Here is a 26146-nt window from a genome sequence, read left to right as displayed (position 1 = left end):
CCGTCCTTCGCGAGCACTGCCGACATCGGACTTACAGCAGGAGTTATACAGCGTGAACGTCGAACCACAGGTGCAATCCAAGCTTCTCGACCTCGCCGGGGTGGATGCTGAGCTCACTCGGATCACCCACCGACGCGGAGCGCTTCCCGAGCAGCAGGAAGTCGAACGTCTCGAGGCCGAGCGAATCAGCCGTAAAGACGCGTCCGTAGCCGTCGAAATCCAGATCGACGACATCGATCGCGACATTCGCAAGCTCGAAGGCGAGGTCGACGCGGTTCGTCAGCGCGAGGATCGTGACCGCACACTCTTGCAGAGCGGGTCGGTCGGGGCGAAGCAGCTCACCGAACTCGAACACGAACTCGGCAGCCTGGTCCGGCGTCAGGGGCTCCTCGAAGACGAGTTGCTCGAAGTGATGGAGCAGCGTGAGGCGTTGCAGGCCAATCACGATCACGCCGGTGCCCAGCTGTCCCAGGCCGAAGAAGAGCTGATCGACGCCAAGCGTCGCCGCGACGATGCCGTCGCTGATCTGGACAAGGCGCAGGAGCGTTGCGCCGCCGATCGTGAACGACTCGTCGGTGAATTTCCCGCCGATTTCCTTGCTGTCTACGAGAAGCAGCGCAGCCTGGGCGGACCGGGCGCGGCGCTTCTGCAGGCACGCCGATGCGGCGCTTGCCGGATCGAGATCGACCGCGGCGAGATCTCCCGAATCGCCGCGACACCGGCCGACGTCGTAGTTCGTTGCCCAGAGTGCAATGCAATCATGGTGCGTACCAAGGAGTCCGGTCTGTGACTCTCTCGCAAGTCATCGTCGAGGCCGACGGTGGATCGCGGGGCAACCCCGGTCCGGCCGGCTACGGAGCGGTGGTGTTCGACGCCTCGCGCTCGGTGTTGGCCGAACGCAAGGAAAGCATCGGTATCGCGACCAACAACGTCGCCGAGTACCGCGGACTGATCGCCGGGTTGACCGCTGCCGGTGAACTCGGCGCGTCGACGGTCGACGTCCGCATGGATTCCAAGTTGGTCGTCGAGCAGATGTCCGGGCGCTGGAAGGTCAAGCACCCGGACATGATTCCGCTGCAGCGGCGCGCTGCCGAGCTGGCGACGCAGTTCTCGCGAGTGACCTACACGTGGATTCCTCGCGGCGAGAACTCTCATGCCGATCGCCTTGCCAACGAGGCGATGGACGCGGCTGCCGGCATCGAAACCGGCCCAGTCGCACCTTCGGCCCCCGCACCTGCTGCACCTGCCGCGCCGTCCGAAGAGACGTCGGAGCCGCAGATCGCCGGCTCTCCGGGATGGATCGCCACCACCGGCAAGCCGACACGAATGTTGTTGCTACGTCACGGACAGACAGCGATGTCGGTCGATCGCCGGTACTCCGGACGCGGGAATCCGGAGCTCACGGAACTGGGCCGCGCGCAGGCTGCCGGCGCAGCCGGACGCTTCGGGAACCGAGGCGGTATCGACGCCATCGTCTGCTCACCCCTCGGCAGAACCCGTGAGACGGCAGAGGCATCGGCCCGCGTGCTCGGTTTACCCGTCGTCGAGCACAAGGGTTTGATCGAAACCGATTTCGGCGACTGGGACGGACTCACGTTCCGCGAGGCAGCCGAGCGTGACCCGGACCTGCATCGCGAATGGCTCTCGGACACTTCGGTGCGTCCACCGGGCGGCGAGAGTTTCGACGAGGTACGCGAACGAGTCGTCGCCGCGCGTGACGACCTGATCTCGACCTACGGCGGCGCGACGCTGTTGGTCGTCTCTCACGTCACCCCGATCAAGACTTTGGTGCAGCTGGCCCTCGATGCCGGGCCGTCGTTGCTGTACCGGTTGCATCTGGATCTGGCGTCGCTGAGTATCACCGAGTTCTATCCCGACGGGGGAGCCTCGGTCCGGTTGGTCAACGACACGTCACACCTTCGCTGAAAGAGCCCCGACGGCTGATCAGCCTCTGATCAGATCACCAACCACAGGGCACTCACGGCGGCGAGCAATGTCAGTGGCGTCGTGATGACCCCGAGCAGAGTGAATGTCGCCAGCGTGGGCGGTGCGCCCGCGCTGGTGGCGACTCGTCGCCAGAGCATCGTTGCCAGTGAGCCCACGTAGGTGAGGTTGGGGCCGAGGTTGACGCCGATCAACATCGCAAGCACCAGCGCTGGAGGTGCCGCCGTTCCGAGCGCTGCGATCATCAGCAAGGTTGCCGGCAGGTTGTTGACGAGATTGGACGCAACCGCCGCTACCGCGGCGACAAAGAGCAGTGAGCCGTAGCTGGTGTCGCCTGGCAGGATCTGCGCAATCCATTCGCCCACCGGCCCGTTCGCGACTCCGGCGACGATGATTCCGAGAACCAGGACGAACGCGCAGAACCAGAGGTCGGCAGCGTAGAGCATCTTGGCGGCGGTCGTACGGTGCCGAGCCAGAGCGATCGCTCCCAGGACACTCGCACCCACCACCGCGATCCAGGCGGGCTCGATCCCGAAGAAACCCGAAACCGCGAAACCGAGCAGCGTCATTCCGATCACCGTCAGCGGCAGAATCGGCGCAGGCGCAGATCTGGCTGCCACCGGCGGTTCGGCGCTGTCGCCCCGCGCGAGTTCCGAAAGGAAGAACAGTCGAAAAATCAGGTACTCGACAGCGATCGTCACGACCCACGGCAACGCCATCAATGCGGTGAAGTGCAAGAACGTCAAACCTGTTGCGGCAAACGCGATGAGGTTGGTCAGGTTGGACACCGGCAGCAGGGTCGACGCCGAATTCGACAGGTGCGCACTGGCATAGGAATGCGGCCGGGGACTTGCTCCGATGGATCGTGCGGCCGCGATCACCGCGGGTGTCAGCAGCACGACGGTGGCGTCGAGGCTCAGGACCGCCGTGGTCAGGGCGGCGGCGCCGAACACATAGATCAGCAACCGGTGTGGATCGGCGAGGGATTTTTGCTGCAGGATCTGGCTGACCCAGCGAAAGACGCCGAGAGCATCGGCGGCATGAGCGAGAACCAGCACGGCAACCAGGAAGACGACGGTGGGTGCCATGCTCGCCAGTTCGTCGCGGGCTTCGTCGAGAGTTACGACGCCGGTCAGGAGAACGATGACGGCTGCCGGCCCGGCGATGACGATCTCGGGAAGCCCGCGTGGACGCACTATCGCGAAGACGAGGACGAGGGCGACGAGCAGGATCGGTAGAAGAGTCACGCGATGGTGCTCCGTGTCGGGGCGAGCGTCATTTGAGCAGTTTGTAGAGCGTGTTCAGGTTTCGGGTTGTGGTGAACGCCTTGAACTTCGGTTTTCCGGTGTTCCTGCCGAACGCGCTCTTGACGGTCTGCCCCTTCTCGACCTCCCAGTACAGGACTCCGTCGCCTGCCGCCACACGCTCGACCGAGGCATCGAGTTGCGCTGCTGCAGTGCTCAATTCCTCCAGGATTTCCGGCTCGGAGGCAACCATCGCATAAGCATGCCAACCCTCGCGTTCGCGCTCGAACGGGTAGTTGTCCACGATCGCCTGCAGTGTCGGAAGGTCGAGGACGAACACCCAAGCCTCGTAGCCGAACTCGCGGGCAAGGGCGGATTCGATCTGTTTCTTCAGCGTCGGGATGTCGGTGCTCGGACTGTCGAACAGAACGTTGCCTGAGGCCAACACGGTTTTCACCCCTTGGAATCCGAGGTCACCGAAGACTCTCGCCAGGTCCGCCATCTTGATGTTGATGCCGCCCACGTTGATACCGCGTAGCAGGGCCACGTACCGAGTCATACGGTGACCATAGTGCCGGCCACCGACAGGCGCCCGGTAGCATACGGGGGCGGACGAGTTGGCCGGGCGGCCGCGGCTTCTGGAACCAGCGCGTATCGCGCACAGGCCTGGGGCCGAGGAAAGTCCGGACTCCACAGAGCAGGGCGGTTGTTAACGGCAACCCGAGGCAACTCGCGGGACAGTGCCACAGAAAACAGACCGCCTGCCTTTCGAGGCAGGTAAGGGTGAAACGGTGCGGTAAGAGCGCACCAGCACCTCGGGTGACCGGGGTGGCTAGGTAAACCCCGCCCGGAGCAAGGTTGAAGGTCGCATCGCTCGCGGTGCGGCTGCGCAGGTGTTCGAGGGCTGCTCGCCCGAGCCTGCGGGTGAACCGCTCGAGGCACCCGGCGACGGTGTGCCCAGATGGATGGTCGCCACTCGGCACTTCGGTGCCGCAGGACAGGATCCGGCTTACACGCCGACTCGTCCGCCCGCGATCTGCACAGTGAGAAAAAGAAGACCCCCACCGGATCGGTGGGGGTCTTCTTTGTTCGAAAAGCTGTCAGACAGGCTTGATGACCAGCAGCGTAGCCCAGTACGTTGCCGCGTCATGGCCCATGAGCGGGAGGAGGTAATCGTAAAGAATTGCGGACATGCGCACTCCATTTTCTGTTCGTAGCTTGTGTTGGGCATTCAAGCAGAACTCACCGTTCGAATGTCCGGTTCTCACCTGCCAGGCCAAGTAGAAAGAATATCAGTCTCACAGCGATCTACAAGCTTCTATCTCACTCTGATGTCACACTGTGGATATGACTGATGAAGATCGACTCTGGTACTTCGACGTGTCCGACGGTTCCGTCACGCAGGGAAAGGGTGCGTCCTCGCTGACGAGGATGGGGCCGTACCCTGATCGGGACTCTGCCGAGCATGCATTGAAGATCGCTGCCGAACGCAACAAAGCCGCCGATCGGGCAGACGAAGACTGGAACAACTGAGCCTTGGAATAACTGAGCCTTGGAACAGCCGGGACTCGAACAACTGGGACCGGTACTGCTGCTACACCGGCCCGAACCGATCATGGAGGATGCGTGCCCGCAAGTCGAATGATGGTGCAGGGAATCGACTTCGGAGTGGTTCGGGCGGAGTTCGACTTGCCAGGAGCATTCTCGGCTGCGGCGCAGGCCGAGGCCGAGAATGCCGTGGATCGTTTCGGTGCCGGGCGTGTCGACGAAACGGGTATCGCCTTCGTGACCATCGACCCTCCCGGATCGATGGACCTCGACCAGGCAGTGCACATCGAGAAGATCTCGACCGGGTACGTCGTGCACTACGCGATCGCCGACGTCGCGGCGGTGGTGACGCCGGGTGGCGCTCTCGACATCGAAACCCGCAAGCGGGGCCAAACCTTCTATCTCCCGGACGGTTCCGTCCCGCTGCATCCCCGAGCGTTGTCGGAGGGATCGGCGAGTCTGCTGCCGGACGTGGTTCGTCCCGCCGCGCTGTGGCGGATCGAACTCGACGCGCAGGCCGAGCCGACGTCGTGGCAGGTGAAACGCGCTCTGGTGAAATCGGTGGCACGTCTGGACTATTCGACCGTGCAGCGCGATGCCGACGCGGGAACCTTGCATCCGTCCATCGCCGCACTACCGGAGTTCGGACGATTGCGCAGTGTCTCGGCGGTTGCCAGGGGTGCCATCGAGCTGAAACTGCCCGAGCAGTCAGTGGTTCGGGATCAGTCGGAGGACGAGTCCTCGGCTCGCTGGCGGATCGAACTGGAGCCACGTACCGAAGCGGACGACTGGAACGCAGAAGTGTCGCTGCTGACCGGGATGTGTGCCGGCCGCATGATGATCGACGCAGGTATCGGGTTGCTTCGCACGCTGCCGCCGGCCGAGGAGTCCGCGGTTCGGACCTTGCGGAGAACTGCAGTGGCGCTGGGTATCACGTGGCCGGAGGGGCAAAGCGTCGGGAAGATTCTTGCCGGACTCGATTCCAACGAGCCGTCGACGATGGCGCTGATGTCGGTTGCACCGTCGTTGCTGCGCGGGGCAGACTACGCGGCCTTCGACGGTCGACTACCGGAGTTGACGGTGCATGCGGGGATCGGAGCGCCCTACGCTCACGTGACTGCTCCGCTGCGCCGACTGTCCGATCGTTTCAGCACCGAGGTGTGTCTGGCGATCACAGCTGGTACGCCGGTACCGGAATGGGCGCGCACTGCACTTCCCGAGCTGCCCGACATCATGAGTGGGTCCGACTCGCTGGCGAACAAGGTCGACCGTGCGTGCATCGATCTGACCGAGTCCACGCTGCTCGACGGCCGGGTCGGCGAGGTCTTCGACGCAGTGGTGATGCGCGCCAAGGACGGAAAGCGCTCGGCGGAAGTGTTTGTCCCGTCGGTCGCGGTGATTGCGAAATGCGTCGGAACGCCCGACGACGGTGAGCGCGCAAAGGTGCGACTCACCGCCGTCGACACCGTTAAACGGACGGTGGAATTCACGTTCCCGGCGTAGGCAGCTACCGGTAAGAATCGGTGGCTTCCACCAAGTGATGTGCGATGCCGGGCTCCATCGCGGAGTGTCCGGCGTCGTCGACGATCACGAGCTTGGATTCGGGCCACGCCTTGTGCAGCGCCCACGCGCTGGTGGCGGGGCAGACGACGTCGTAGCGGCCCTGGACGATCGTCCCCGGAATGCCGTGCAGGGCGGAGCTTTCGCGTAGGAGTTGACCCTCGTCGAAGAATCCGCCGTTGACGAAGTAGTGGTTCTCGATACGAGCGAAGGCCAAGGCGAACCTGGTCTCGGAGTTCTGTTCGATCTTGTCCGCCTGTGGGTACAGGTAGCTCGTCGATCCTTCCCAGGCCGACCAGGCGATCGCTGCCCGGGCTGCGACGGCGGGGTCTTCGGAATGGAGCAGTTGGTGATAGACCGCGACGAGGTCTTCGCCGCGCTGCGCCTCGGGTACCGGTTCGAGGAATTTGTCCCAGCGCTCCGGGAAGATGTTTCCCGCGCCGCCGTTGTAGTACCAGTCGATCTCACTGCGACGCAGGAGGAAGATCCCGCGCAGGACCAGCTCAGTGACGCGCGTGGGAAACGTTTCGGCGTAGGCGATGGACAGCGTGGAACCCCAGGACCCGCCGAAAACCATCCACTTGTCGATCGAAAGATGTTCACGCAGGGCTTCGATGTCGGCCAGCAGCTTGTCCGTCGTGTTCACCGACAGGTCGGCGCCGTCGGCAACGTGAGGGGTGGACCGCCCGCAGCCGCGCTGGTCGAGTAGAACGATGCGGTATGCGGCCGGATCGAAGAACTGGCGTACCGCCGGTTGCGCACCACCGCCGGGGCCACCGTGCAGGAACACCACCGGCTTGCCGTCCGGATTTCCGCTGACTTCCCAGTACATGCTCTGGCCGTCACCGACATCGAGGAAGCCGGTGACGAAAGGCTCGATCGGGGGATAGAGACTCCGCAGAGCCGACGGCGGTGCTGACGTTTCGCTCATCAGAAGCCCACCAGCCCGGAGGCGAGATCGGGGATCTCGAGTGCGGAAATCGCGCCGCCCCGGACGTCCGGGCACGCGGCCGAGGTTGCCGCGTCGATGCTTTCGCGGTTCTGGGCGAGATCGAGCAGGTTGATGCCGTTCTGCGTCGCCCACGTGATGACGATCGTGTTCAGTCCGCCCTTGCCGAGCGTCGGGGTGACGGTCCGCCAGTTCTGCAGCTGCCCTTCCATATCCGAGCACAACTGCTGGACTTGAGCGTCGGTGAACGTCGAACCGGACGCGGTTGTTGCCGGCGCCGTCGTGGTGGAACTCGCGGGCGTAGTGCTGCTGGGCGCGGGAGAGTTGGTGGACCCTCCCGCGCATCCGCTCAGCACCGTGACGAGAGCTGCCGCGCCGACTACAGCTGCGGCAGTAGAACTTCGACGGTTACCGATCATTGAACGCACCCCTGGCTGGTTGAGAGACAGGCGGCGTTCGCCGGTCTCGGATCAGAAACTGTGTTCTGCGGCCGGGAAAGCGCCAGTGCGAACTTCTGATGCATAGGCTGCGGCTGCGGAACGCAGTTCGTCACCGACGTTACCGAAACGCTTGACGAACTTGGCTGTCTTACCGCTCGTGTAACCCGCCATGTCCTGCCAGACGAGTACCTGAGCGTCGCATTCGGAACCGGCCCCGATGCCGACGGTGGGGATGGTGAGTTTGCGGCTGACCTGGCCCGCAATCTCGGCCGGAACCATTTCCATGACGACGGAGAACGCCCCGGCTTCCTGGACTGCAATGGCGTCCGCCACAAGTTGCTCGGCCGCGTCGCCACGACCCTGGACGCGGAATCCGCCGAGCGAGTTCACGCTCTGCGGGGTGAATCCGACGTGTGCCATGACGGGGATGCCGGCCGAGGTGATTGCCGCGATCTGCTTGCTCATCCGCTCACCGCCCTCGAGTTTGACGGCGTGCGCGAGGCCTTCCTTCATGAACCGTGTGGCAGTCGCCAGGGCCTGCTCGGCGGAACCCTCGTAGGTGCCGAAGGGGAGGTCGGCGACGACGAGTGCGTGCGGGGCGCCGCGAACCACGCCACGCACGAGCGGGAGCAGTTCGTCGACGGTGATCGGCACGGTGGTGTCGTAGCCGTAGACGACGTTGGCGGCAGAGTCGCCGACGAGCAGCACCGGGATGCCTGCGTCTTCGAAGATGCGTGCCGTGGAGTAGTCGTAAGCGGTGAGCATCGACCAGCGTTCGCCGTTCTGCTTCATCTCGGCGAGGTGGTGAATGCGCGTCTTACGCTTCGGTGCATCGGTAGAGCTTGCAGTGGGTACAGAAACTGCACTGGGTACAGAACCGTAGAGAGGTGTTTCGGACATCGTTGTCCCTTTCTGGCCTCGAGGCCCTGAGCGTTGATCGCCTTCGGGTCCCCGGGTGTGGGTGATGACGTGTTCAGTCTGCCACCGGACATCGCCGACACGAATAGTTGACGGGGTGCAATGGGTCACATCACCGCGCGCGTATCAGGTAGGTGCCGAGACGAGGCGAACCGCTGGCTATCGCGGTTTCCTGGCACCATCGATGGCATGTCGAAGTTCGTTCGCCTCTCCGGTGCCCTCGCCGGAAGCGCAGCAGTGCTCGTGTTGGTTGTCGGTTGCACCAGTTCGGAAGGCACGCCCGAATCAGTGGAACCTGCTGGTTCTGCCGCGTCCGCGGTGCCGTCCGGCCTCGAGAAATTCTACGAGCAGACGCTCGACTGGGGTTCGTGCGACCAATTTGTCGAAGAAGGAACTGCGCCGCTGGGGCGTGGGGTCGACTGCGCCGAGGTGAGCGTTCCCGTCGACTACGCGAATCCGAACGGCGACACCGCGAAGGTGGTGATCTCGCGTTCGAAGGCAACCGGCGACCGCATCGGCTCACTGTTGCTGAACCCCGGCGGGCCGGGTGGGTCCGGGCTGTCGATGGCGACCTCGGGTTCGGGCACCGAATTGCAGGAACGTTTCGACATGATCGGCTTCGATCCGCGGGGGATCGGGGCGTCGACCCCGCAGGTTCGGTGTTTGACGCCGGAGGAGACCGACGCGGAGCGTGCGGAGGTCAACGTCGACATGACGCCGGAGGGCATCGCTCTCGCCGAGGCGGACAGCAAGGACTACGCCGCCAAGTGCGCTGAGCGGACCGGTACGGAGTTCCTCGCTCATGTCGGTACCTACGAGGTGGTGCGAGATATGGACGTCATTCGGGGCGTTCTCGGCGATCCGAAGATGAACTACCTCGGGTTCTCGTACGGGACCCGGCTCGGATCCACGTACGCGGAAACCTTTCCGCAGAACGTCCGAGCGATGGTCCTCGACGGCGCGCTCGACCCCGAGCAGGATCCGGTCGACGAAGTGGTCTTGCAGGGGCAGGGCTTCCAAGGCGCGTTCGACGCCTTTGTCGCCGACTGTGTCTCGCGAACGGATTGCCCGCTGGGTGATGATCCGGCGCAGGCGCAGGCACGCTTTCAGGCACTCGTCGATCCGTTGATCGAGAAGCCGGCACAGACCACCGATCCGCGCGGGCTGAGTTATTCCGACGCGATCACGGGCGTGCAGCAAGCTCTGTACTCGCCACAGTTGTGGACGCCGCTGCGTGGGGGTCTGTCGAGTCTGGCCGACGGACGCGGCGACTCGCTGCTCAATCTCGCCGACACGTACGAAGGCCGTGAGGATGACGGCAGCTACTCCAACATCAACGACGCGTTCAACGCCATTCGCTGCGTGGACGATCCGGCAACCACCGACCGCGCCGAGGCCGGCGAATCCGACACTCGGTACCGCGAGGCGGCGCCGTTCCTCGACGACGGCCGCGGGACGGGTCAAGCGCCGCTGGACCTGTGCGCGTTCTGGCCCGTTCCGGCTACCGGCAGCCCTCACGCGCTCGACCCCCAGGCACTCGCTGACGCCGGTCTGCCGCAGCTGGTCGTCGTGTCCACGACGCAGGATCCGGCGACCCCGTATCAGGCCGGAGTGGATCTCGCGAAGCAGTTGGGCGCTGCTCTGATCACGTTCGACGGAACCCAACACACGGTGGTTCTGGACGGAAACTCCTGCGTCGACGATGCCGTCGTCGACTACTTCGTTTACTTGAAGGCTCCGGAAGAGGGTCTGACATGTTAGCCGGCGCGACGCCGTACGCTGCGCCTATTCGATGGTGACCAATCACTCTGTTAACCGGGACCACTGATGTAACACAGATTTAACGTGGCTTGCTTAGTCTCGCGTGCATGGATCGCCAAAAAGAATTCGTGCTTCGTACCCTGGAAGAGCGCGACATTCGGTTTGTCCGCTTGTGGTTCACCGATGTTCTCGGGTACCTCAAATCGGTGGCGATCGCCCCCGCCGAACTCGAAGGCGCCTTCGAGGAGGGAATCGGATTCGACGGTTCCGCCATCGAGGGATTCTCTCGAGTCTCCGAAGCCGACACCGTCGCTCGGCCCGACGCTTCGACATTCCAGATCCTGCCGTGGGCCCACAAGGACGGTGCGCAGCATTCCGCGCGCATGTTCTGTGACATCACGATGCCCGACGGTTCGCCGTCGTGGGCAGATCCGCGCCACGTCCTGCGTCGCCAGTTGAGCAAGGCCAGCGATTTGGGCTTCAGCTGCTACGTTCACCCGGAAATCGAGTTCTTCCTGCTGGAGAACGGTCCGATCGACGGCACTCCGCCGATCCCGGCCGACTCGGGTGGATACTTCGACCAGGCCGTCCACGATTCGGCTCCGAACTTCCGCCGCCATGCCATCGACGCACTCGAGTCGATGGGTATCTCGGTCGAGTTCAGCCACCACGAGGCCGCGCCGGGTCAGCAGGAGATCGATCTGCGCTACGCCGACGCACTCTCGATGGCCGACAACGTCATGACGTTCCGGTACGTCGTGAAGGAGGTCGCGATCGGTGAAGGCGTTCGGGCGAGCTTCATGCCCAAGCCGTTCAGCGATCAGGCCGGCTCCGCGATGCACACCCACATGAGCTTGTTCGAAGGCGATACCAACGCCTTCCACAATCCTGACGATCCGATGCAGCTCTCCGAGACCGGCAAGGCATTCATCGCCGGCATCCTCGAGCACGCCAACGAGATCAGTGCGGTCACGAACCAGTGGGTCAACTCGTACAAGCGACTCGTCCACGGGGGAGAGGCACCCACTGCCGCGTCGTGGGGCCCGTCCAACCGATCGGCTCTCATCCGCGTCCCGATGTACACGCCCAACAAGGCGTCCTCGCGCCGTGTCGAGATCCGCAGCCCAGACTCGGCCTGCAACCCGTACCTGACTTTCGCGGTCCTGCTTGCTGCCGGTCTTCGCGGCATCGAGAAGGGCTACACCTTGCCGCCCGAGGCAGAAGACGACGTGTGGTCGTTGACCTCCGCCGAGCGCCGCGCCATGGGTTACAAGGAACTGCCGAGCAACTTGGACAGCGCTCTGCGCGAGATGGAGAAGTCGGAGCTGGTGGCCGAAGCACTCGGCGAGCACGTCTTCGATTTCTTCCTGCGCAACAAGCGTCGTGAGTGGGAGGAATACCGCAGCCACGTGACGCCGTTCGAGCTCAAGACCTACCTCGGTCTGTGACGGTGAAACCGCCCGCTGCGAGATCAGCAGTTCCAGGACCGGGTCGACTCGGGCTGGTCGAGCCCACCGCTGCCGACGAGTTGCGTCAGCTCGGTTGGGTCGACGCCGAGAGCATCGAACTCTTGTGGTCGCTTTCGCGTGCCGCGAACGCCGACCTCGCTCTGCGCACCCTTGTGCGGATCAAGGACGGGCTCGGCGACGGGTGGCGCGAACTCGATCAGGCATTGCGCAAGGACAAGAGCCTGCGCGGCCGTTTGTTCGCACTGGTGGGTGCGTCGTCGGCTTTCGGCGACCACCTGGCCGCGGATCCGATCGGCTGGAAACTGCTCGACGGCACCGCTCTGCCGACCAAGGGCGAGGCGACTGCAGCCTTGCTGGAGGTCGTGGGTGCAACTGTCGACGAGGGTGCCACCGAAGGTTCATTGACCTACCGCGCCACGGTGACCGGGCCGGAAGCTGTTGTTGCTCTGCGTAAGAGCTACAAGGACCAGTTGATGCTGCTGGCTGCGGCTGATCTTGCGGCGACCGTCGAGAACGAACCCGTAGTTCCGTATCAGACTGTGGGGCACCAGCTTTCCGATCTGGCCGACGCCGCGCTGACCGCTGCACTTGCGGTGGCCATCGCAACGGTGTGTCCCGAGGGCAGCTGTCCGATCCGGCTCGCCGTGATCGCCATGGGCAAATGTGGTGCGCGCGAGCTGAACTACGTCTCCGACGTCGACGTCGTGTTCGTCGCCGAACCGGCCGATGCGACGGCCAGTCGCGTTGCCGGTGAGATGATGCGTATCGGTACCTCCGCATTCTTCGAGGTCGATGCTGCGCTGCGGCCCGAAGGCAAGCGCGGAGAATTGGTTCGCTCCCTCGAATCCCACATCACGTACTACAAGCGCTGGGCCAAGACCTGGGAGTTCCAGGCACTGCTCAAGGCTCGTCCGATGACCGGCGACATGGAGCTCGGTCGCCAGTACTCCGAGGCGATGAGCCCGATGGTGTGGATCGCCTCCGAGCGCGAGGACTTCGTCCCCGAAGTCCAGGCCATGCGTCGACGCGTCGAGGAAATGGTTCCCCCCGAACTGCGTGAGCGTGAACTCAAACTCGGCCGCGGAAGTTTGCGCGACGTCGAATTCGCCGTCCAACTCCTGCAATTGGTGCACGGGCGCGCCGACAGTTCGTTGCATGTCCAGAGCACCGTCGACGCACTGACTGCATTGGCGGCGGGTGGATACGTCGGCCGCGACGACGCCGCCAACCTGACCGCGTCGTACGAATTCCTGCGTCTGCTCGAGCACCGTCTGCAGTTGCAGAAGCTCAAGCGCACACACACCCTGCCGCCGCCGGACGACGAGGAAGCGCTGCGTTGGCTGGCCCGCGCCGCGCACATGCGACCCGACGGTCGTCTGGATTCCCTGGGAGTCCTGCGCGCCGAGATCAAGCGGAATTCGCATCGGATTCGCCGCCTGCACGCCAAGTTGTTCTACCGCCCGCTTCTCGAATCGGTGGCGCGGATGGACAAGGAAGCACTGGTCCTGGGGCCAGAAGCCGCGGTTCGCCAGTTGGCCGCTCTCGGTTACACGGCACCCGAGCATGCTCTCGGGCATCTGACTGCACTGACGAGTGGCGCTTCACGCAAGGGTCGCATTCAAGCGCTCCTGTTGCCGACTCTGCTCGAATCACTCGCGGACACACCGGATCCCGATGCAGGTCTGCTCGCTTACCGCAGGCTCTCGGACGCGCTCGTCGACCAGACGTGGTTCCTGCGCCTGCTCCGCGACGAGGCTGCGGTGGCCGAGCGTCTGATGACCGTGCTGGGCTCGTCGGCGTACCTACCCGACCTGCTCATCAAGGCTCCCGACGTGATTCGCTTGTTCGCGGATTCGCCGAGTGGACCGCGCCTTGTCGAGCCGAAGCCCGAGGACGTCGCTCGCGGAATCCTCACCGCCTCCGGCCGACACAGTGATCCCAATCGTGCTGTTGCTGCGGCCCGCTCGTTGCGGCGACACGAACTTGCGCGAATCGCGTCGGCCGACATCCTCGGCATGCTCGATGTTCCTGCCGTCTGCAAGGCGCTGTCCTCGGTGTGGGCCGCGGTGCTCAATGCATCGCTCTCCGCGGTGATCAAGGCCAGCGTCACCGAACTCGGGACCGAGGCGCCGGCCAGTTTCTCCGTCATCGGCATGGGCCGACTCGGCGGTGGCGAACTCGGCTATGGATCCGATGCGGACGTGCTGTTCGTGTGCGAACCCCGCGAGGGCGTCGACGAGACCGTTGCGGTCAAGTGGGCCAACAGCATTGCCGACAAGGTGCGCAAGCTTCTCGGGGCACCGAGCACGGATCCTCCGCTCGAAGTCGACACCGGATTGCGTCCGGAAGGCCGCAACGGACCGATGGTTCGCACGCTCGAGTCGTACGACGCGTACTACGCGAAGTGGGCTCAGGCGTGGGAGATTCAAGCGCTGCTTCGTGCGCACCCGGTTGCCGGTGATCCTGAACTGGGACTGCGGTTCCTGCACATGATCGACAAGACCCGCTACCCCGAAGGCGGCGTCAGTGACGCGGCGGTGCGCGAGATCCGGCGCATCAAGGCGCGCGTCGATTCCGAAAGGCTTCCTCGCGGAGCCGATCCGGCGACGCACACCAAACTGGGTCGCGGTGGCTTGGCCGACATCGAGTGGACTGTGCAATTGCTGCAGCTGCGCCACGCCGACAAGATCGAGTCGCTGCACAACACGTCGACACTGGAGACTCTCGACGCCATCGGCGCCGCGGAACTGCTCAGCGAAGGTGACGTCGAACTGCTGCGTGACGCCTGGATCACCGCGACGAAGGCACGCAACTGCCTCGTTCTGGTGCGAGGCAAGCCGACCGATCAGCTTCCCGGCCCGGGCCGTGTTCTCGCGGCGGTGGCGCAGGTCGCTGGATACGGCGACGACGCAGGGGAGTTCCTCGACAACTACCTGCGCATCACGCGTCGGGCAAAAGCTGTGGTGGAGAGGGTCTTCGGCGGCGAGTAGCGCTCTCGGTCAGTCCTGCCGAATCGCCGCGTTCGCGGCAAACCTGCGGACTTCGGCGTTCTGCCACACGTGGGCGGGAACTCCGCCGCCGAGTAGCTCGCGCGCGAGCGCGGGTTGCCCGCCGATCGGTACGTCGCTGCCCGCGATGATCATGTTGCCGTAGCGGCGGCCCTTGAGCATCGCGGGATCGGCGATGATCGCCATGTGTTCGAACTGTGCGCCGATGGTTGCGGCCTCGCTGCGCGCGCCCTGGAGATCCGGGGTGTCGCCGCAGTTGACGATGTAGATGCCGCCCGGTGCGAGCACGCGTCGTACGTGGGTGGTGAATTGCGCCGTCGTCAGTGGTGTCGGAGTTGTGCTGCCGGCGAAGACATCTCGAATCACGATGTCCCGGGTGGACTCGGTGAGAGTTTCGGTGACGGCGCGGGCTTCTCCGACGCGGATGCGCAGAAGAGGCGCGCGCGGGAGGTCGAACCAATCGCGTACGAGTTCCGCCAGAGCACCGTCGATTTCGACCACCACTTGACGCGCGTCAGGGTAGGTGGCGGCGAAGTATCTGGCCATGGAGCAGGCGCCACCGCCGAGATGAAGCACCCGCAGGCGCTCGGCCTTGTCACGTTCGGAATCGACCAGATGCGCGATCCACCGCATGTACTCGAAATCGAGCACCGTGGGATCCGCGACGTTCACGTGGGAACTGGGCACTCCGTTGATCTGGATGATCCAACTGTCATCGGAGTACTGATCGCGGACAAGCTCGCACGTCCCGGTATCGATGGGGAAAGTGCCGGCGACGGGACCGGACTCGCCTCGCTCGGGAGTACTGCTGCGAGTTCTGGTCTTGCGAGTTCCCTTGGCCACTGTGTCCATGTTAGCCGTGCGCCTTTCTGGTAGAGGCGGCTACCAAAAAGGCACACGGACCGACGGTATTCTCGGGCTACTTCAGGCACACTCGTACATGGAGTGTGATCGGCGACACAAATGCCGGCGCGTTCTTTCGTCGTCCGTGCATCACGAAGAATTTCGAGGAGTGCAGGTGAAGGTCAAGGCAGCGGTAGTCAAGGCGCCAGGTCAGGCGTGGGAGATCGAAGAGGTCGAGCTGGGGGACCCGGTCTCGGGTGAGGTGCAGGTCCGACTCGCCGCATCGGGGCTGTGCCATTCGGACGAACATTTGCGTACGGGCGCCAGCCCGCTGCCCTTCTACCCGGCCCTGGGCGGGCACGAAGGAGCCGGAGTGGTGACGAAGGTCGGACCGGGTGTCGCGAGCGTCGAAGAAGGCGACCACGTGGTTCTCGCCTTCATCCCGGCGTGCGGACGTTGTCCGTCCTGTGCGAAGGGTCTGCAGAACATCTGCGACGAAGGAGCCGGCCTGTTGACCGGGCAGGCGATCTCCGACAAGACGTACCGCGTCACCCTCGACGACGAGCCGGTCATCCAGATGTGCCTGCTCGGAACATTTTCGCCGTACGTGACCGTCAACGAGGCGTCGGTGATCAAGATCGAGAAGGACATCCCGCTCGACAAGGCGGCCTTGCTCGGCTGCGGTGTTGCCACCGGTTGGGGATCGGCCACCGCGATCGGTGGAGCCAAGGTCGGCGACACGGTGGTGGTCGTCGGCGTCGGCGGCGTCGGAATCAACTCGGTGCAGGGTGCGGCGTCCGCCGGAGCACGATTTGTGATCGCGATCGATCCCGTCGAGTTCAAGCGCGACAAGGCAAAGGAATTCGGCGCCACACACACTTTTGCCTCCCTCGAGGAAGCGCTACCGGTGATCGGCGAGATCACCTGGGGCAAGATGGCCGACGTCACCGTGATCACCGTGGGCGAGATTCACGGCGACATCATTCAGCCCGCGCTCAGCGCGACGGGCAAGGGTGGACAGGTCGTGGTCGTCGGAATGGGGCATTACGCGGATTCGCAGGTGACGCTCAGCCTCTTCGAGCTGACCCTTCTGCAGAAGCGTTTGCAGGGAGCCATCTTCGGCGGGGTAGGGCCACGGTCCCAGATTCCCAAGTTGCTCGATCACTACCGAAGCGGCGCACTCAAACTCGACGAGTTGGTGACCAAGACTTACAAGCTCGAGGAGATCAACGAGGGGTACGCCGACATGCTCGAAGGAAAGAATCTGCGCGGGATGATCGTCTACACGGAGGACGATTACTGATCGTTTCCCTTTGACTGAAGGCTCCGGCCCGGCACCACGCTTCGTGGTGTCGGGCCGGAGTCTTCTGCCCCCACGCACATTTCTGTCGATCGATGAGTCGACTGCCCCCGTAGTGGGCACTCGCAGAGTGAGGAAACCGGGCACCGTGTCCGGATCTCAGTCCACGACTCGACAGAGAAGAGCAGAGCATGCCCTACATCACCACCTCCGACGGAACCGAGATCTACTACACCGAGCACGGCGTCGGCCGGCCGATCGTCCTCAGCCACGGGTGGCCGCTGAGTTCTGACGCGTGGCAGGTCGAGATGAAGTTGTTCGCCGACGCCGGATACCGGACCATCGCGCACGATCGTCGAGGACACGGTCGCTCGTCGAAGACGTACACCGGCAACGACATGGATACATATGCCAAGGACCTGGCTGAGCTGATCGACACACTCGACCTGAAAGACCTGGTCCTGGTTGGCCATTCGACCGGCGGCGGGGAAGTGGTCCGGTACGCGGCGCAGCACGGCAAAGGGCGCGTGGCGAAGGTGATCACCGCCGGCGCCGTACCGCCGATCATGGTCAAGTCGGACGGCAACCCCGAAGGCACACCGATCGAGGTCTTCGACGGCATCCGTGAGGGAGTTCTGCGAGACCGATCGCAGTTCTACAAGGATCTCAGCGAGAGCTTTTACGGCGCGAACCGCGAAGGTGCCGACGTCTCGCAAGGGGCGAAGGACGACTTCTGGCGGCAAGGTATGTTGGTCAACCTCGCCGCGGCCTACGACTGCGTCAAGGCATTCTCGGAGACGGACCAGACCTCCGATCTCGAAGCCATCGACGTTCCGTTCCTCATCGCTCAGGGCGACGACGATCAGATCGTGCCGATCGGCGCAGCGGCCGAGAAGGCGATCAAGCTGGTGAAGAAGGGCACGCTGAAGGTGTATCCGGGCGCACCTCACGGCATCTACGGCTCATATCAGAAGACACTGGACCAGGACATTCTCGCGTTCATCGAGGACTGACGTCAGCGAGGCGGAAGGGAGCGGAGTCGAAAGGACCAGAGTGGGAAGGATAAAATTGCCATGTCTACACACGTTGCCTCACTACGCAATGGCCCCAGTGTCTTCGAGAACGAACTCGGGTCGATCTCGCAGCTCGACACGAGTTCGTTGCCGATCCTGTCCGGTCTGTCGATCAAACGAATTGTTCTCGGTCCCGGCGCGATCCGTGAACCACAATGGAACGTCAACGCGAACCAGATCGCCTACGTCACCAGCGGAACCGTGCTCGTCTCGATGTTGGGCAATGCTGACGAGTTCGCCAGTTTCGTGGTGCGAGCGGGGCAGATGTATCACGTCGAATCCGGCGCGATTTATCACATCGAGAATGTCGGAGAGGAGGAGGCGGAGATCATCGCCGCCCTGCGTACTTCTCTGCCGCAGCACTTTTCGTTGCAGAGTAGCGTCAGCGCAATGTCGAACGCGGTGCTCGGCAATACGTACGATCTCGCCGCATCGGCCTTCGACGTCTTCGGTAGAGCCGATGCGTCCCAGATAGTTCGGCGGGACGGCGCCGCCGTCGTTCCCGATACCGCCGGCCTTCCCAACGCGCATCTCTTCGATCTCGAAGGCCAGATCGCGCCTCTCGCATATCCGTACGGACAGGCGAAAGTGGCGCGCAAGCAGTATTGGGCGGCGCTGGAGGATCTTTCGATGTACTCGTTGACTATTCGCGAGAGTGGGATGCGTGAGCCACACTGGCATCCCGTCACTGCCGAAATGGGATACGTGCATCGTGGTCACGGGCGGATGACGGTCCTCGATCCGGACGGTTCGCTCGACACCTACCTACTGGAGCCTGGTCAGGTGTATTTCGTTCCGCGTGCCTATCCCCATCACATCGAGGTTCTAGGTGACGAGGACATCAACTTCCTCATCTTCTTCGACCAGCCGACGCCGGGCGACATAGGCTACCGTGCAACGGCTTCCGCGTTCTCACGCGGCGTTCTCTCGGCCTCGTTCGGTGTTCCGGAACGGGATCTGCCGCACTTTCCTTTCACCCCGATCGATCCGCTCATCGTCTCGCGGATCAATCCGATCGACCGCCAGCACTGATCGGCAAGGACGCCCATCATGACCACCACGCTCACCGTGACCGATCACGGGACGACGCTCGACTTCACGTACGAGGACGCCCTCCGCTATCACGGTCCGCAGGCCCCGGGCGGCGTGGCGCATGCCTACAAGGTTCTCGAGCGCGCTCTCGGTGTGCTCGGCGGGGAAGGCTCCGTCGAGCGTCGCGAGCTGGTCGTCACCACCGCACACGGCGGACCAGGAGTGCGCGATTCGTTCGAGTTGGTCACGCGCGCGGTGACCGAAGGGCGGTACACCGTTGACAGTTCCTTGGCCAGGCGTGAACGTGGAAACACGCTCGCGCTGTACGTATTTCGGATCACCTATCGCGGCGCGAGCGTCACGCTGACTGTTCGGGAGGGGTTCGTCGTCGACGAGTTCATCACTCTGTCCCGTAAGTCCGACCGGACGGCCGAAGACGAGTCACGGCTGACAGAGCTCAAGCAGGAGATGGCGGATCGAGTGATGTCGAGCCCGGCCGAGAGCGTGTACGACCTCGAGACCGGCACGCTCCCCGTCTGAGCGACGGCGGCGCAGGCGTCGGCGTGCAGAAATCTGGGCTGTCTGAAGTCAGCGGCTGGCGAACATCCTTATTCGTTGGTCGCGGCTGCGCTCGAGATGGTTGCGCATGTGACCACGTGCGGACGATTCGTCCCGGGCGCGGATGGCGTTCAGGATCTCTTGATGCTCCGAATTGAGCAGGTCAGGTTCGCCGTAGTTCGACGGCGGGCCGCTGTCGTAGATTCGCAGTTGGGTGGTGAGGCGGATCAGCAATGAGGTGATCGTGGAATTGTGGGCGGCCTGCCAGAGGGCCTCGTGAAACTTGAAGTTTCCGGCACGAACCTCGGTGCCTTCTGTTGCAGTGCAGCAGAACTCGTGCAATCCGTCCAGGCGGGCAAGGTCGAGATCGCTGTGGCGGAGTGCGGCGGCGCCGGCGGCTTCCGATTCGAGGGCAACCCGCGCTGCGTAGATTTCGATGACGTCTTCGGGAGTGCCGGAGCGGACACGAAAACCGCGGGCGGCTCGTTCGAGTAGACCGTCGTGCGCGAGCCAGTTGAGTGCCTCGCGGATCGGGGTACGCGATGCGCCGTACGATTCGCACAATTGAGTCTCGTGCAGCGGAGCGCCCTGGGGGAACTTGCCGGCCAGGATGTCGGCTCGCAGGCGCAGGTACTGCCGCGAGGTCTGATCGGACCGGCCGAGCGCAGCCTCCGGCACCAGCAGATCGGTGGTGCTCGTATCGGCGTCGAGATCCATGTGTCCTCATTCCTGTGCATGCAAGTAGAGCGCGTTCGATTATGCCATCGGCGACGAGTGAGTACTTGCGTATACGCTAGTACTCATTTAGGTTCGTGCTTGTTCGTTTCCGAGGGAGAGGGTCTGAAGTGGCTGGAGAGACCGCGTCGCCGCTGGTGAGTGCTGCTGAACTCGACGCGATGCTGCGCGAGGGAGGCGTCGCTGTGCTCGACGCGACGGTTCATTTTCCTCCCGCGCGATTCGACGGCGACTATCGCCCGGAGTCCGGGTACGACGGCTGGGTTTCCTCGCACATCCCGGGTTCCCGACACGTCGACCTCATGGACGTCTTTTCCGAAAGGGAAGCGGCGCTGCATTTCACACGCCCGTCAACGGAGCAGTTGATGTCCGATCTCCAATCCAGTGGTATCGAACCGGGTGCGACAATCGTGATCTACGACCAGGGTTCGACCACCTGGGCATCACGGCTCTGGTGGGTGTTTCGCAACGCCGGCATCGAAGCAAGGGTCCTCGACGGTGGCCTCGCCGAATGGACTCGATGCGGCTTCGCCCTCGCGAGCGGCGACGACGTCACCCACACGTCGGCGTCGAAGCGTTGGAGTGTGACGGACCTTGGCCTGTGGGTCGATCTACCTCGCGTTGCCTCACTGTCCTCAGGAGAAGAAGCCGGAACGCTGGTGTGCGCTCTCGCGCCTGAGCAGTACGAGGGAACGGAGAAGACGAGATACTCGCGACGCGGACACATTCCGTCAAGCGTGAATCTGTCCGCGAAGAGTCTCCTCGACACCGACTCCAGGATGCTTCCAGTCGAGGAAGTGTTGTCGAAATCTGCTGACGTTCTACCAACCGCCGCCGACCCTGTCGTGATCTATTGCGGCGGTGGAGTTTCGGCGTGCCTGACAGCACTTGCGCTGATCCGCGGCGGTTATGAGGACGTCAAGGTCTACGACGGCTCGTTGGAGGAATGGACTGCAGATCCGGTTTTGCCGATGGTTGTCGGCGGTGAGCCCGGCGGCGCGCTTGCGGATGTTCGATGTCCGCGGTCCTGAATCGCCGCAGTCCTCAATTACCTCCCGTCCTGAAGGAATTCTCATGTCTGACACTGTCTCTGTCGAAACCGTCGCGTCGGCGATCGACGCACTCCGCGATCAGGTACCGCTCGTCCAGTCGCTGACCAACATCGTTTCTGCGAACTTCTTGACCAATGTTCTGCTCGCCGCCGGCGCAAGCAACGCTCACATCGACAACGTCCACGAAGCCGGTGGGTTCGCTGCCATCGCCGGGGGAGTGCTCGTCAACCTCGGAACGCCGGACGACGGGACAGCCGAAGCTTTCCTGATAGCAGCAGAAGCGGCCCGAACTGCCGGTACGCCATGGGTTTTGGATCCCGTCGGTGTCGGCGGACTACCCTGGCGGAGCGGTATCGCTGTGGATCTGCTGCGCTTTCACCCCAGCGCCATCCGCGGGAACGCATCGGAGATCATCGCTCTGGCCGGACTCGGCGGTGACACCCGCGGCGTCGACAGTGCCTCCGATTCCGCCGACGCGGTGCCCGCCGCTCTGTCACTCTTGAAGCATGCGGATGCCGTGTCGGCATCCGGACCGGTCGACTACATCGTCGGCCGCGATGCGGGCGGTGACACCCAGGGCATCCGAGTCTCCGGTGGCAGCGCGCTGTTGCCGCGCGTGACCAGTACCGGTTGCTCTCTGGGCGGTGTTGTCGCCGCCTACCTCGCCGTCACGTCGACCGCGCTGGACGGATTGGTTGCCGCGCACACGCATGTTGCCGTGGCATCGGAGATCGCCGAGGAAAATGCCTCGGGCCCCGGTTCTTTCGCGGTCGCATACCTCGACGCGCTCTACAGCGTGAATGCGGACACCATCCGTTCGCGTGCCCGAATCGAATCGTTCGACCTGCCGGCTGGAGTGCAGAACTGATGGGCATCAAGACATTCTGGTATCTCACCCAAGCAGACGGGGACTACCCGTGGAGCCCCGGTGGGCTGTTCCCCGTGGACGGGGCCAGGCAGATCGAGCTCGCGAAGACCATCGACGACGGCGGATTCGAAGGTGCGCTTGTTGCCACCTGGCCGAACGATCCGTTCATCTCGGCGACGTGGGCGGCAGCGCACACCACGCGTATGAAGTTCCTCGTCGCCGTCTACGCGAACATGACGCCGGCGCGACTGCTGGCGGAGAAGGCATTGACTTTCGACGCCTTCAGCGGCGGCCGACTGTTGATCAACTCGGTCAACGGACGCGAGAACATCCTGACCAAGTACGACATGAACGTGCCCCACGACGAGCGTTACGAGTTGGGGGAGCAGTACTGGGCGGACTTCCGCCGCATCTACGCCGAAGGCACGGAGTCGAACTTTCCCAACACGCCACTGCGTATCGATGCGCCCGCTGGGCATCAGGTTCCGCTGTGGGGTACCGGTGATTCGCCTGCAGGCCTGGCGAATTCAGGCAAGGTGCTCGACACCTACTTGGCGATGTTGCGCGAGACTTCGTTCATCGAAGACAAATTCTCTGCCGCACGGGCGGCGGCGGAGGCAGCCGGGCGCGAGTTCACCGACTTCGGTGCGCTCACCGGTGTGATCGTTCGCCCCACCAAGGCGCAGGCGCACGACCGGTTCCGTTCGTTGTTCGAGAAGACGGGCGTCGAGCAGATCGCTCATGTCTTGGACAACGCAGTGCGTCGTCGTACTCAGGGGAAGCAAGACCTCAAGACCTTCACCGCCCGCGACGCTCAGCGGCAGGGTTGGGCGGACAAGATTGCCTCCGGCCGACTTCCGGAACCGGAGGAGTTGTACGTCGGTGACGGGCTGTACGCGGGTATCACGGCGTGGTCACCCCTCGACATCTTCGGCACCGGGTCATCGGCCGTGTACTACGTCGGCGATCCGGATTCGATCACGGACTCGGTACGCACGCTTCGCAGCCGAACCGGTTTGACTGCACTGATCCTGGCAGGTTGGCCTCTGATCGAGGAAGCGAAGTGGGTTGCGGAGCATCTTGTTCCGCGATTCGACGAACTCAGCTGACGGCGCGCCGCAAGACAGTGGCACCGAGACCTAGAACGTCGCGGAGAAATGCTGTGGCAGTGTCGATTTCAGACGCAGTACATTCGAGAAGGATCTTGACTTCCACGTCCTTCTTGACGATGTCGGCAACAACGGCCACGGCGACAACACCGTTGCCGACGGCCGAGCCTCGGAACAGATCGATCCCGTCGCCGTCCGCGCTGACCGTGCCGTCGAGATAGCCGTAGTCGAGCGGATAGATCGCATCGGGGTACCGCGGGTGTGTCGACCCTCGGGGGCGATCGATCACGACAGCTGACGTGGCAGCCAGGTGATCGAGGGCGGCGAACAGTTCTTCACTCATCGTTACCGGTGCTCGCGCAGTAGCTGAGTCGGTGTCAGGCCTGCCAGTGCACGCGTATCGCGTGCGAGGTGGGCTTGGTCGGCGTAGCCGGCGCGACCGGCCAGCGACGACAGCGTGAGATTTGCGCCGCGGCTGAGAGTCAACACGTCCTGCATTCGTTGCACCTTCTGAATCAGTTTGGGGGACAGCCCGACCGCCGATGTGATCGATCGTCTGAAATGACGTTCGGAAACACCGAGGTCTGCAGCAATCTCTCGTATCGGCGTGGAAGGGGAGGAGATGAGCGCGGAGTAACCACGCTCGATTCCGTGGTCGGGTTCCAGTCCGCGCCACAACTGGCCCAGTAGGTGAGCGTCGACTGCCTCGTGGCTCAGGGCGTCGGCAAGTACCCGCGCTTGTCTGGAAGTGAGGATGTCGTCGAAGGCGATCTTCGAATCCTGCACCGCGTCGGCAGCTGTGCCGAGCAGGCTCCGCAGAGCCGGTGGATTGATCCGGATGCCCCACATGGTTGTACCGGCGGCGACCGAAACCAGATCGGCACCGGTGGCAGGTCCGACGAGCCACGACTTTCCGGTGCTGTCGACGATGAAGTCGGCGCAGAGATCGGGAAGAATCCGCTTTGCTTCCGTGGGCGTATGGGCTTCGCTGGTGCTTTTCCACGTGCAACTGAAGAGGCCGGCCGAACCGGTGATCCGAGTCTCGACATAGGTGTGGCCGTTTTGTTCAAGACTCGACGCTACCGTCCGACTACCGTCGAGAGCGAGGGTGTCAGTGCCGGTCATCAGATCATCGTCACACACTCGCCGATCACTTCTCGACCCGAAACAGGAGAAATACCGTGTCCGTCTCTCCGAGACTCGATCTCGTCGGAATCGTCACCAACGATCTCGCGCGTTCCCTCGCGTTCTACCGAACCCTCGGGCTCGACATTCCGGAAACACCCGCTGACGCTCCGCATGTGGAGTTCACTTTCGACGGTGGGCTTCGGCTGGCCTGGGACGCGCTGTCCACCATCGCGAGCTTCGATCCGGACTTCGCTGTCGGGGAAGGTCGACACCCCGTCGCTTTGGCCTTCGATTTCGGGACTCCCGCCGCAGTAGACGAGGCGTATCAGCGCATGACAGCCGACTTCCCAGGGCACAAGGCGCCCTTCGACGCCGTATGGGGGCAGCGTTACGCCGTTCTTCTCGATCCCGACGGCAATACTGTGGATCTCTTTGCCGCGCTCTGAATTCGAACGACGCAGGCCCCGAACGAATATCGGTCGGGGCCTGCGGTTGTCGGTGATCGAGTCGTTGTCAGTTCACCAAGCGTTCAGGGTGTCGAGGATCTGGCCTCGGGCCTTCCACAGTTCTGCACCCCAGTACGGCCACGAATGAGTGCCGTTGGCCGGGAAGCTGTACGTCGCCGGAATTCCCAGGGAGTTCATGCGCAGCTGGAATGCCCGTGAGTTCATCAGGGCCAGGGCTTCGAGGCCGATGGCGCTACCGGTATTCACGAAGTCGACGGGTCGACGCGGTTGATCGAACTGGCCGGGTAGGCCGCTCGCGGCGGAGATGTACAGCGAGAGCCCAGCCAGTTCGGGTGCAAACACGAAGGGATCGTTGCGGAGCCAAGCGGGGTTCCACGGCGGTCCCCACATTGCATCGACATTGAAGGACCCGGCGCTGACCATGGCCACCCGGATCGCCTCACGCATGCCTGGAGCTGAGATGTTGAGGTATCCCGAGAGCGAACCGGCGAACTTGAACTGATCGCGGTGGTAGGCGGCTAGCGTCAGTGCCGCGCTGCCACCCATGGACAGTCCGAGCACGCCGTTGTTGGTTCGGGAGACGCCGCGCGATTCCAGATAGGCGGGAAGTTCCTGGGTGAGGAAGGTTTCCCATTTGTACGTGACCGGCTGGCGATTCAAATTGCTGTTCGCATACCAGTCGGAGTAAAAGCTGGACTGCCCGCCGACCGGCATGACCAGGGTGACGTTGTCGCCGCGATACTGCTCGAGAGCGTTGGTCTCGAAACTCCATGCGTTTCGGTCGTCGCGTGCTCGTAGGCCATCGAGAAGATAGAGCGCCGCGTTGCCGCCGCGCGAAGCCCACTGGATCTGAACCTTGATCGGTCCCATCGACGAGTCGACGAACACTTCCTCGTAGCCACCGGCCGGGGCGGTACGCGCGGGCGCTGCGGTCGCTACCGATCCGCTGATCAGGCCTGCGGTCAGGGGGAGTGCGAGTGCTGTCGCGGCGAGGCCCAGGATCCGACGCTTGATTCGTTTCGAAATACGGTTTCTCGAAAGATCCGGGTTCGAAATATCTGGGTTCTTCGCCAAATCTGTGTGAGCCTCGTGCATGTATCACTCCCGCCCCAAAGGTGCTTGCACACCGAAATCCGACCG

At 63.5% G+C, this 26146-nt stretch carries 25 protein-coding genes and 1 other RNA gene; 16 read left to right on the top strand and 10 right to left on the bottom strand.

Annotated features, from left to right (window positions below):
* The first annotated feature begins 52 nt into the window (after nt 1-52).
* Nucleotides 53-790: a C4-type zinc ribbon domain-containing protein gene (locus tag G9U53_RS14505; RefSeq protein ID WP_165638827.1), complete on the top strand. Its 738-nt coding sequence runs from the start codon at nt 53-55 to the stop codon at nt 788-790.
* Nucleotides 787-1926, top strand: coding sequence for a bifunctional RNase H/acid phosphatase (locus tag G9U53_RS14500; protein WP_030537561.1), 1140 nt, complete (start codon nt 787-789; stop codon nt 1924-1926). The genes G9U53_RS14505 and G9U53_RS14500 overlap by 4 nt, the downstream gene beginning before the upstream one ends.
* A 29-nt stretch (nt 1927-1955) precedes the next feature.
* On the opposite strand, the gene G9U53_RS14495 is transcribed toward G9U53_RS14500, so the two are convergent.
* Nucleotides 1956-3191 carry an SLC13 family permease gene (locus tag G9U53_RS14495; protein WP_165638826.1) on the bottom strand — a complete coding sequence of 412 codons (1236 nt, stop codon included), beginning with the start codon at nt 3189-3191 and terminating at the stop codon, nt 1956-1958.
* 28 nt (nt 3192-3219) lie between these two features.
* A complete protein-coding gene (locus G9U53_RS14490; protein ID WP_007735458.1) occupies nt 3220-3747 on the bottom strand; it encodes a DUF1697 domain-containing protein in 528 nt (175 codons plus the stop codon).
* A gap of 54 nt (nt 3748-3801) precedes the next feature.
* Here G9U53_RS14490 and rnpB point away from each other — a divergent pair.
* From rnpB to G9U53_RS14475, 3 genes are all read left to right on the top strand, one after another.
* Nucleotides 3802-4216, top strand: an RNA gene (rnpB, locus tag G9U53_RS14485) — RNase P RNA component class A.
* Between the two features lie 319 nt (nt 4217-4535).
* A complete protein-coding gene (locus tag G9U53_RS14480; protein WP_007735457.1) occupies nt 4536-4721 on the top strand; it encodes a hypothetical protein in 186 nt (61 codons plus the stop codon).
* 108 nt (nt 4722-4829) lie between these two features.
* The gene (locus tag G9U53_RS14475) at nt 4830-6239 is read left to right on the top strand and encodes an RNB domain-containing ribonuclease (protein ID WP_165638884.1); all 1410 of its coding nucleotides are present in this window, start codon (nt 4830-4832) and stop codon (nt 6237-6239) included.
* A 4-nt stretch (nt 6240-6243) separates the two neighbouring features.
* On the opposite strand, the gene pip is transcribed toward G9U53_RS14475, so the two are convergent.
* Genes pip through panB form a run of 3 tightly spaced genes read right to left on the bottom strand, consistent with a single transcriptional unit; the run spans nt 6244 to nt 8585 of the window.
* Nucleotides 6244-7227, bottom strand: a complete 984-nt coding sequence (gene pip / locus G9U53_RS14470; protein ID WP_064113244.1) for a prolyl aminopeptidase — start codon at nt 7225-7227, stop codon at nt 6244-6246.
* Nucleotides 7227-7664, bottom strand: a complete 438-nt coding sequence (locus G9U53_RS14465; protein ID WP_207624276.1) for a hypothetical protein — start codon at nt 7662-7664, stop codon at nt 7227-7229. Before G9U53_RS14465 ends, pip begins: the two co-directional genes overlap by 1 nt.
* A 51-nt stretch (nt 7665-7715) precedes the next feature.
* Nucleotides 7716-8585, bottom strand: a complete 870-nt coding sequence (gene panB, locus G9U53_RS14460) for a 3-methyl-2-oxobutanoate hydroxymethyltransferase (RefSeq protein WP_007735454.1) — start codon at nt 8583-8585, stop codon at nt 7716-7718.
* Between the two features lie 207 nt (nt 8586-8792).
* Between panB and G9U53_RS14455 the strand changes: the two genes are divergently transcribed.
* The 3 genes from G9U53_RS14455 (at nt 8793) to G9U53_RS14445 (ending at nt 14823) form a co-directional block, all read left to right on the top strand.
* Nucleotides 8793-10364: an alpha/beta hydrolase gene (locus G9U53_RS14455; RefSeq protein ID WP_165638824.1), complete on the top strand. Its 1572-nt coding sequence runs from the start codon at nt 8793-8795 to the stop codon at nt 10362-10364.
* Between the two features lie 107 nt (nt 10365-10471).
* Nucleotides 10472-11812, top strand: a complete 1341-nt coding sequence (locus tag G9U53_RS14450; protein WP_003941637.1) for a glutamine synthetase family protein — start codon at nt 10472-10474, stop codon at nt 11810-11812.
* Nucleotides 11809-14823 carry a bifunctional [glutamine synthetase] adenylyltransferase/[glutamine synthetase]-adenylyl-L-tyrosine phosphorylase gene (locus G9U53_RS14445; RefSeq protein WP_165638823.1) on the top strand — a complete coding sequence of 1005 codons (3015 nt, stop codon included), beginning with the start codon at nt 11809-11811 and terminating at the stop codon, nt 14821-14823. Before G9U53_RS14450 ends, G9U53_RS14445 begins: the two co-directional genes overlap by 4 nt.
* Before the next feature lie 9 nt (nt 14824-14832).
* On the opposite strand, the gene G9U53_RS14440 is transcribed toward G9U53_RS14445, so the two are convergent.
* Nucleotides 14833-15693 (bottom strand): fused MFS/spermidine synthase, encoded by an 861-nt coding sequence (locus G9U53_RS14440; protein ID WP_083059123.1) that lies wholly within the window; start codon nt 15691-15693, stop codon nt 14833-14835.
* A gap of 166 nt (nt 15694-15859) precedes the next feature.
* On the opposite strand from G9U53_RS14440, the gene G9U53_RS14435 reads away from it, so the two are divergent.
* From G9U53_RS14435 to G9U53_RS14420, 4 genes are all read left to right on the top strand, one after another.
* Entirely contained in the window at nt 15860-16987 is a 1128-nt protein-coding gene (locus tag G9U53_RS14435; RefSeq protein ID WP_003941634.1) for an NDMA-dependent alcohol dehydrogenase, read from the top strand.
* Between the two features lie 188 nt (nt 16988-17175).
* Nucleotides 17176-17997 (top strand): alpha/beta hydrolase, encoded by an 822-nt coding sequence (locus G9U53_RS14430; RefSeq protein ID WP_003941629.1) that lies wholly within the window; start codon nt 17176-17178, stop codon nt 17995-17997.
* Between the two features lie 60 nt (nt 17998-18057).
* Nucleotides 18058-19089, top strand: coding sequence for a cupin domain-containing protein (locus tag G9U53_RS14425; RefSeq protein WP_075833459.1), 1032 nt, complete (start codon nt 18058-18060; stop codon nt 19087-19089).
* An 18-nt stretch (nt 19090-19107) separates the two neighbouring features.
* Nucleotides 19108-19629, top strand: coding sequence for a hypothetical protein (locus tag G9U53_RS14420; protein ID WP_165638822.1), 522 nt, complete (start codon nt 19108-19110; stop codon nt 19627-19629).
* A 48-nt stretch (nt 19630-19677) separates the two neighbouring features.
* Here G9U53_RS14420 and G9U53_RS14415 read toward each other — a convergent pair whose 3' ends face one another.
* Entirely contained in the window at nt 19678-20364 is a 687-nt protein-coding gene (locus tag G9U53_RS14415) for a GntR family transcriptional regulator (protein ID WP_058039441.1), read from the bottom strand.
* 128 nt (nt 20365-20492) lie between these two features.
* Here G9U53_RS14415 and G9U53_RS14410 point away from each other — a divergent pair, with 128 nt between their 5' ends.
* From G9U53_RS14410 to G9U53_RS14400, 3 genes are read left to right on the top strand one after another with little or no spacing between them, the layout of a single operon-like run.
* Nucleotides 20493-21413 (top strand): rhodanese-like domain-containing protein, encoded by a 921-nt coding sequence (locus tag G9U53_RS14410; protein WP_082661509.1) that lies wholly within the window; start codon nt 20493-20495, stop codon nt 21411-21413.
* A gap of 43 nt (nt 21414-21456) precedes the next feature.
* On the top strand, nt 21457-22302 hold the full coding sequence (thiM, locus tag G9U53_RS14405) for a hydroxyethylthiazole kinase (RefSeq protein ID WP_165638821.1): 846 nt from the start codon (nt 21457-21459) through the stop codon (nt 22300-22302).
* Nucleotides 22302-23411: an LLM class flavin-dependent oxidoreductase gene (locus G9U53_RS14400; protein WP_007735443.1), complete on the top strand. Its 1110-nt coding sequence runs from the start codon at nt 22302-22304 to the stop codon at nt 23409-23411. Before thiM ends, G9U53_RS14400 begins: the two co-directional genes overlap by 1 nt.
* On the opposite strand, the gene G9U53_RS14395 is transcribed toward G9U53_RS14400, so the two are convergent.
* Nucleotides 23404-23754 (bottom strand): hypothetical protein, encoded by a 351-nt coding sequence (locus G9U53_RS14395; RefSeq protein WP_064689149.1) that lies wholly within the window; start codon nt 23752-23754, stop codon nt 23404-23406. The two genes, G9U53_RS14400 and G9U53_RS14395, sit on opposite strands and share 8 nt — an antisense overlap.
* Before the next feature lie 2 nt (nt 23755-23756).
* The gene (locus G9U53_RS14390; RefSeq protein ID WP_207624275.1) at nt 23757-24536 is read right to left on the bottom strand and encodes an AraC family transcriptional regulator; all 780 of its coding nucleotides are present in this window, start codon (nt 24534-24536) and stop codon (nt 23757-23759) included.
* A gap of 56 nt (nt 24537-24592) precedes the next feature.
* Between G9U53_RS14390 and G9U53_RS14385 the strand changes: the two genes are divergently transcribed.
* A complete protein-coding gene (locus G9U53_RS14385; protein WP_003941628.1) occupies nt 24593-24985 on the top strand; it encodes a VOC family protein in 393 nt (130 codons plus the stop codon).
* A 72-nt stretch (nt 24986-25057) separates the two neighbouring features.
* On the opposite strand, the gene G9U53_RS14380 is transcribed toward G9U53_RS14385, so the two are convergent.
* Entirely contained in the window at nt 25058-26101 is a 1044-nt protein-coding gene (locus tag G9U53_RS14380; RefSeq protein ID WP_172827113.1) for an alpha/beta hydrolase family protein, read from the bottom strand.
* Between the last annotated feature and the right edge of the window lie 45 nt (nt 26102-26146).

The organism is Rhodococcus sp. D-46 (genome assembly GCF_011290655.1).
GTDB classification, from domain to species: Bacteria; Actinomycetota; Actinomycetes; order Mycobacteriales; family Mycobacteriaceae; genus Rhodococcus_F; species Rhodococcus_F qingshengii.
The sequence above is the reverse complement of the archived record's forward strand: the minus strand, read 5'-3'. Positions and strand labels throughout refer to the sequence as shown.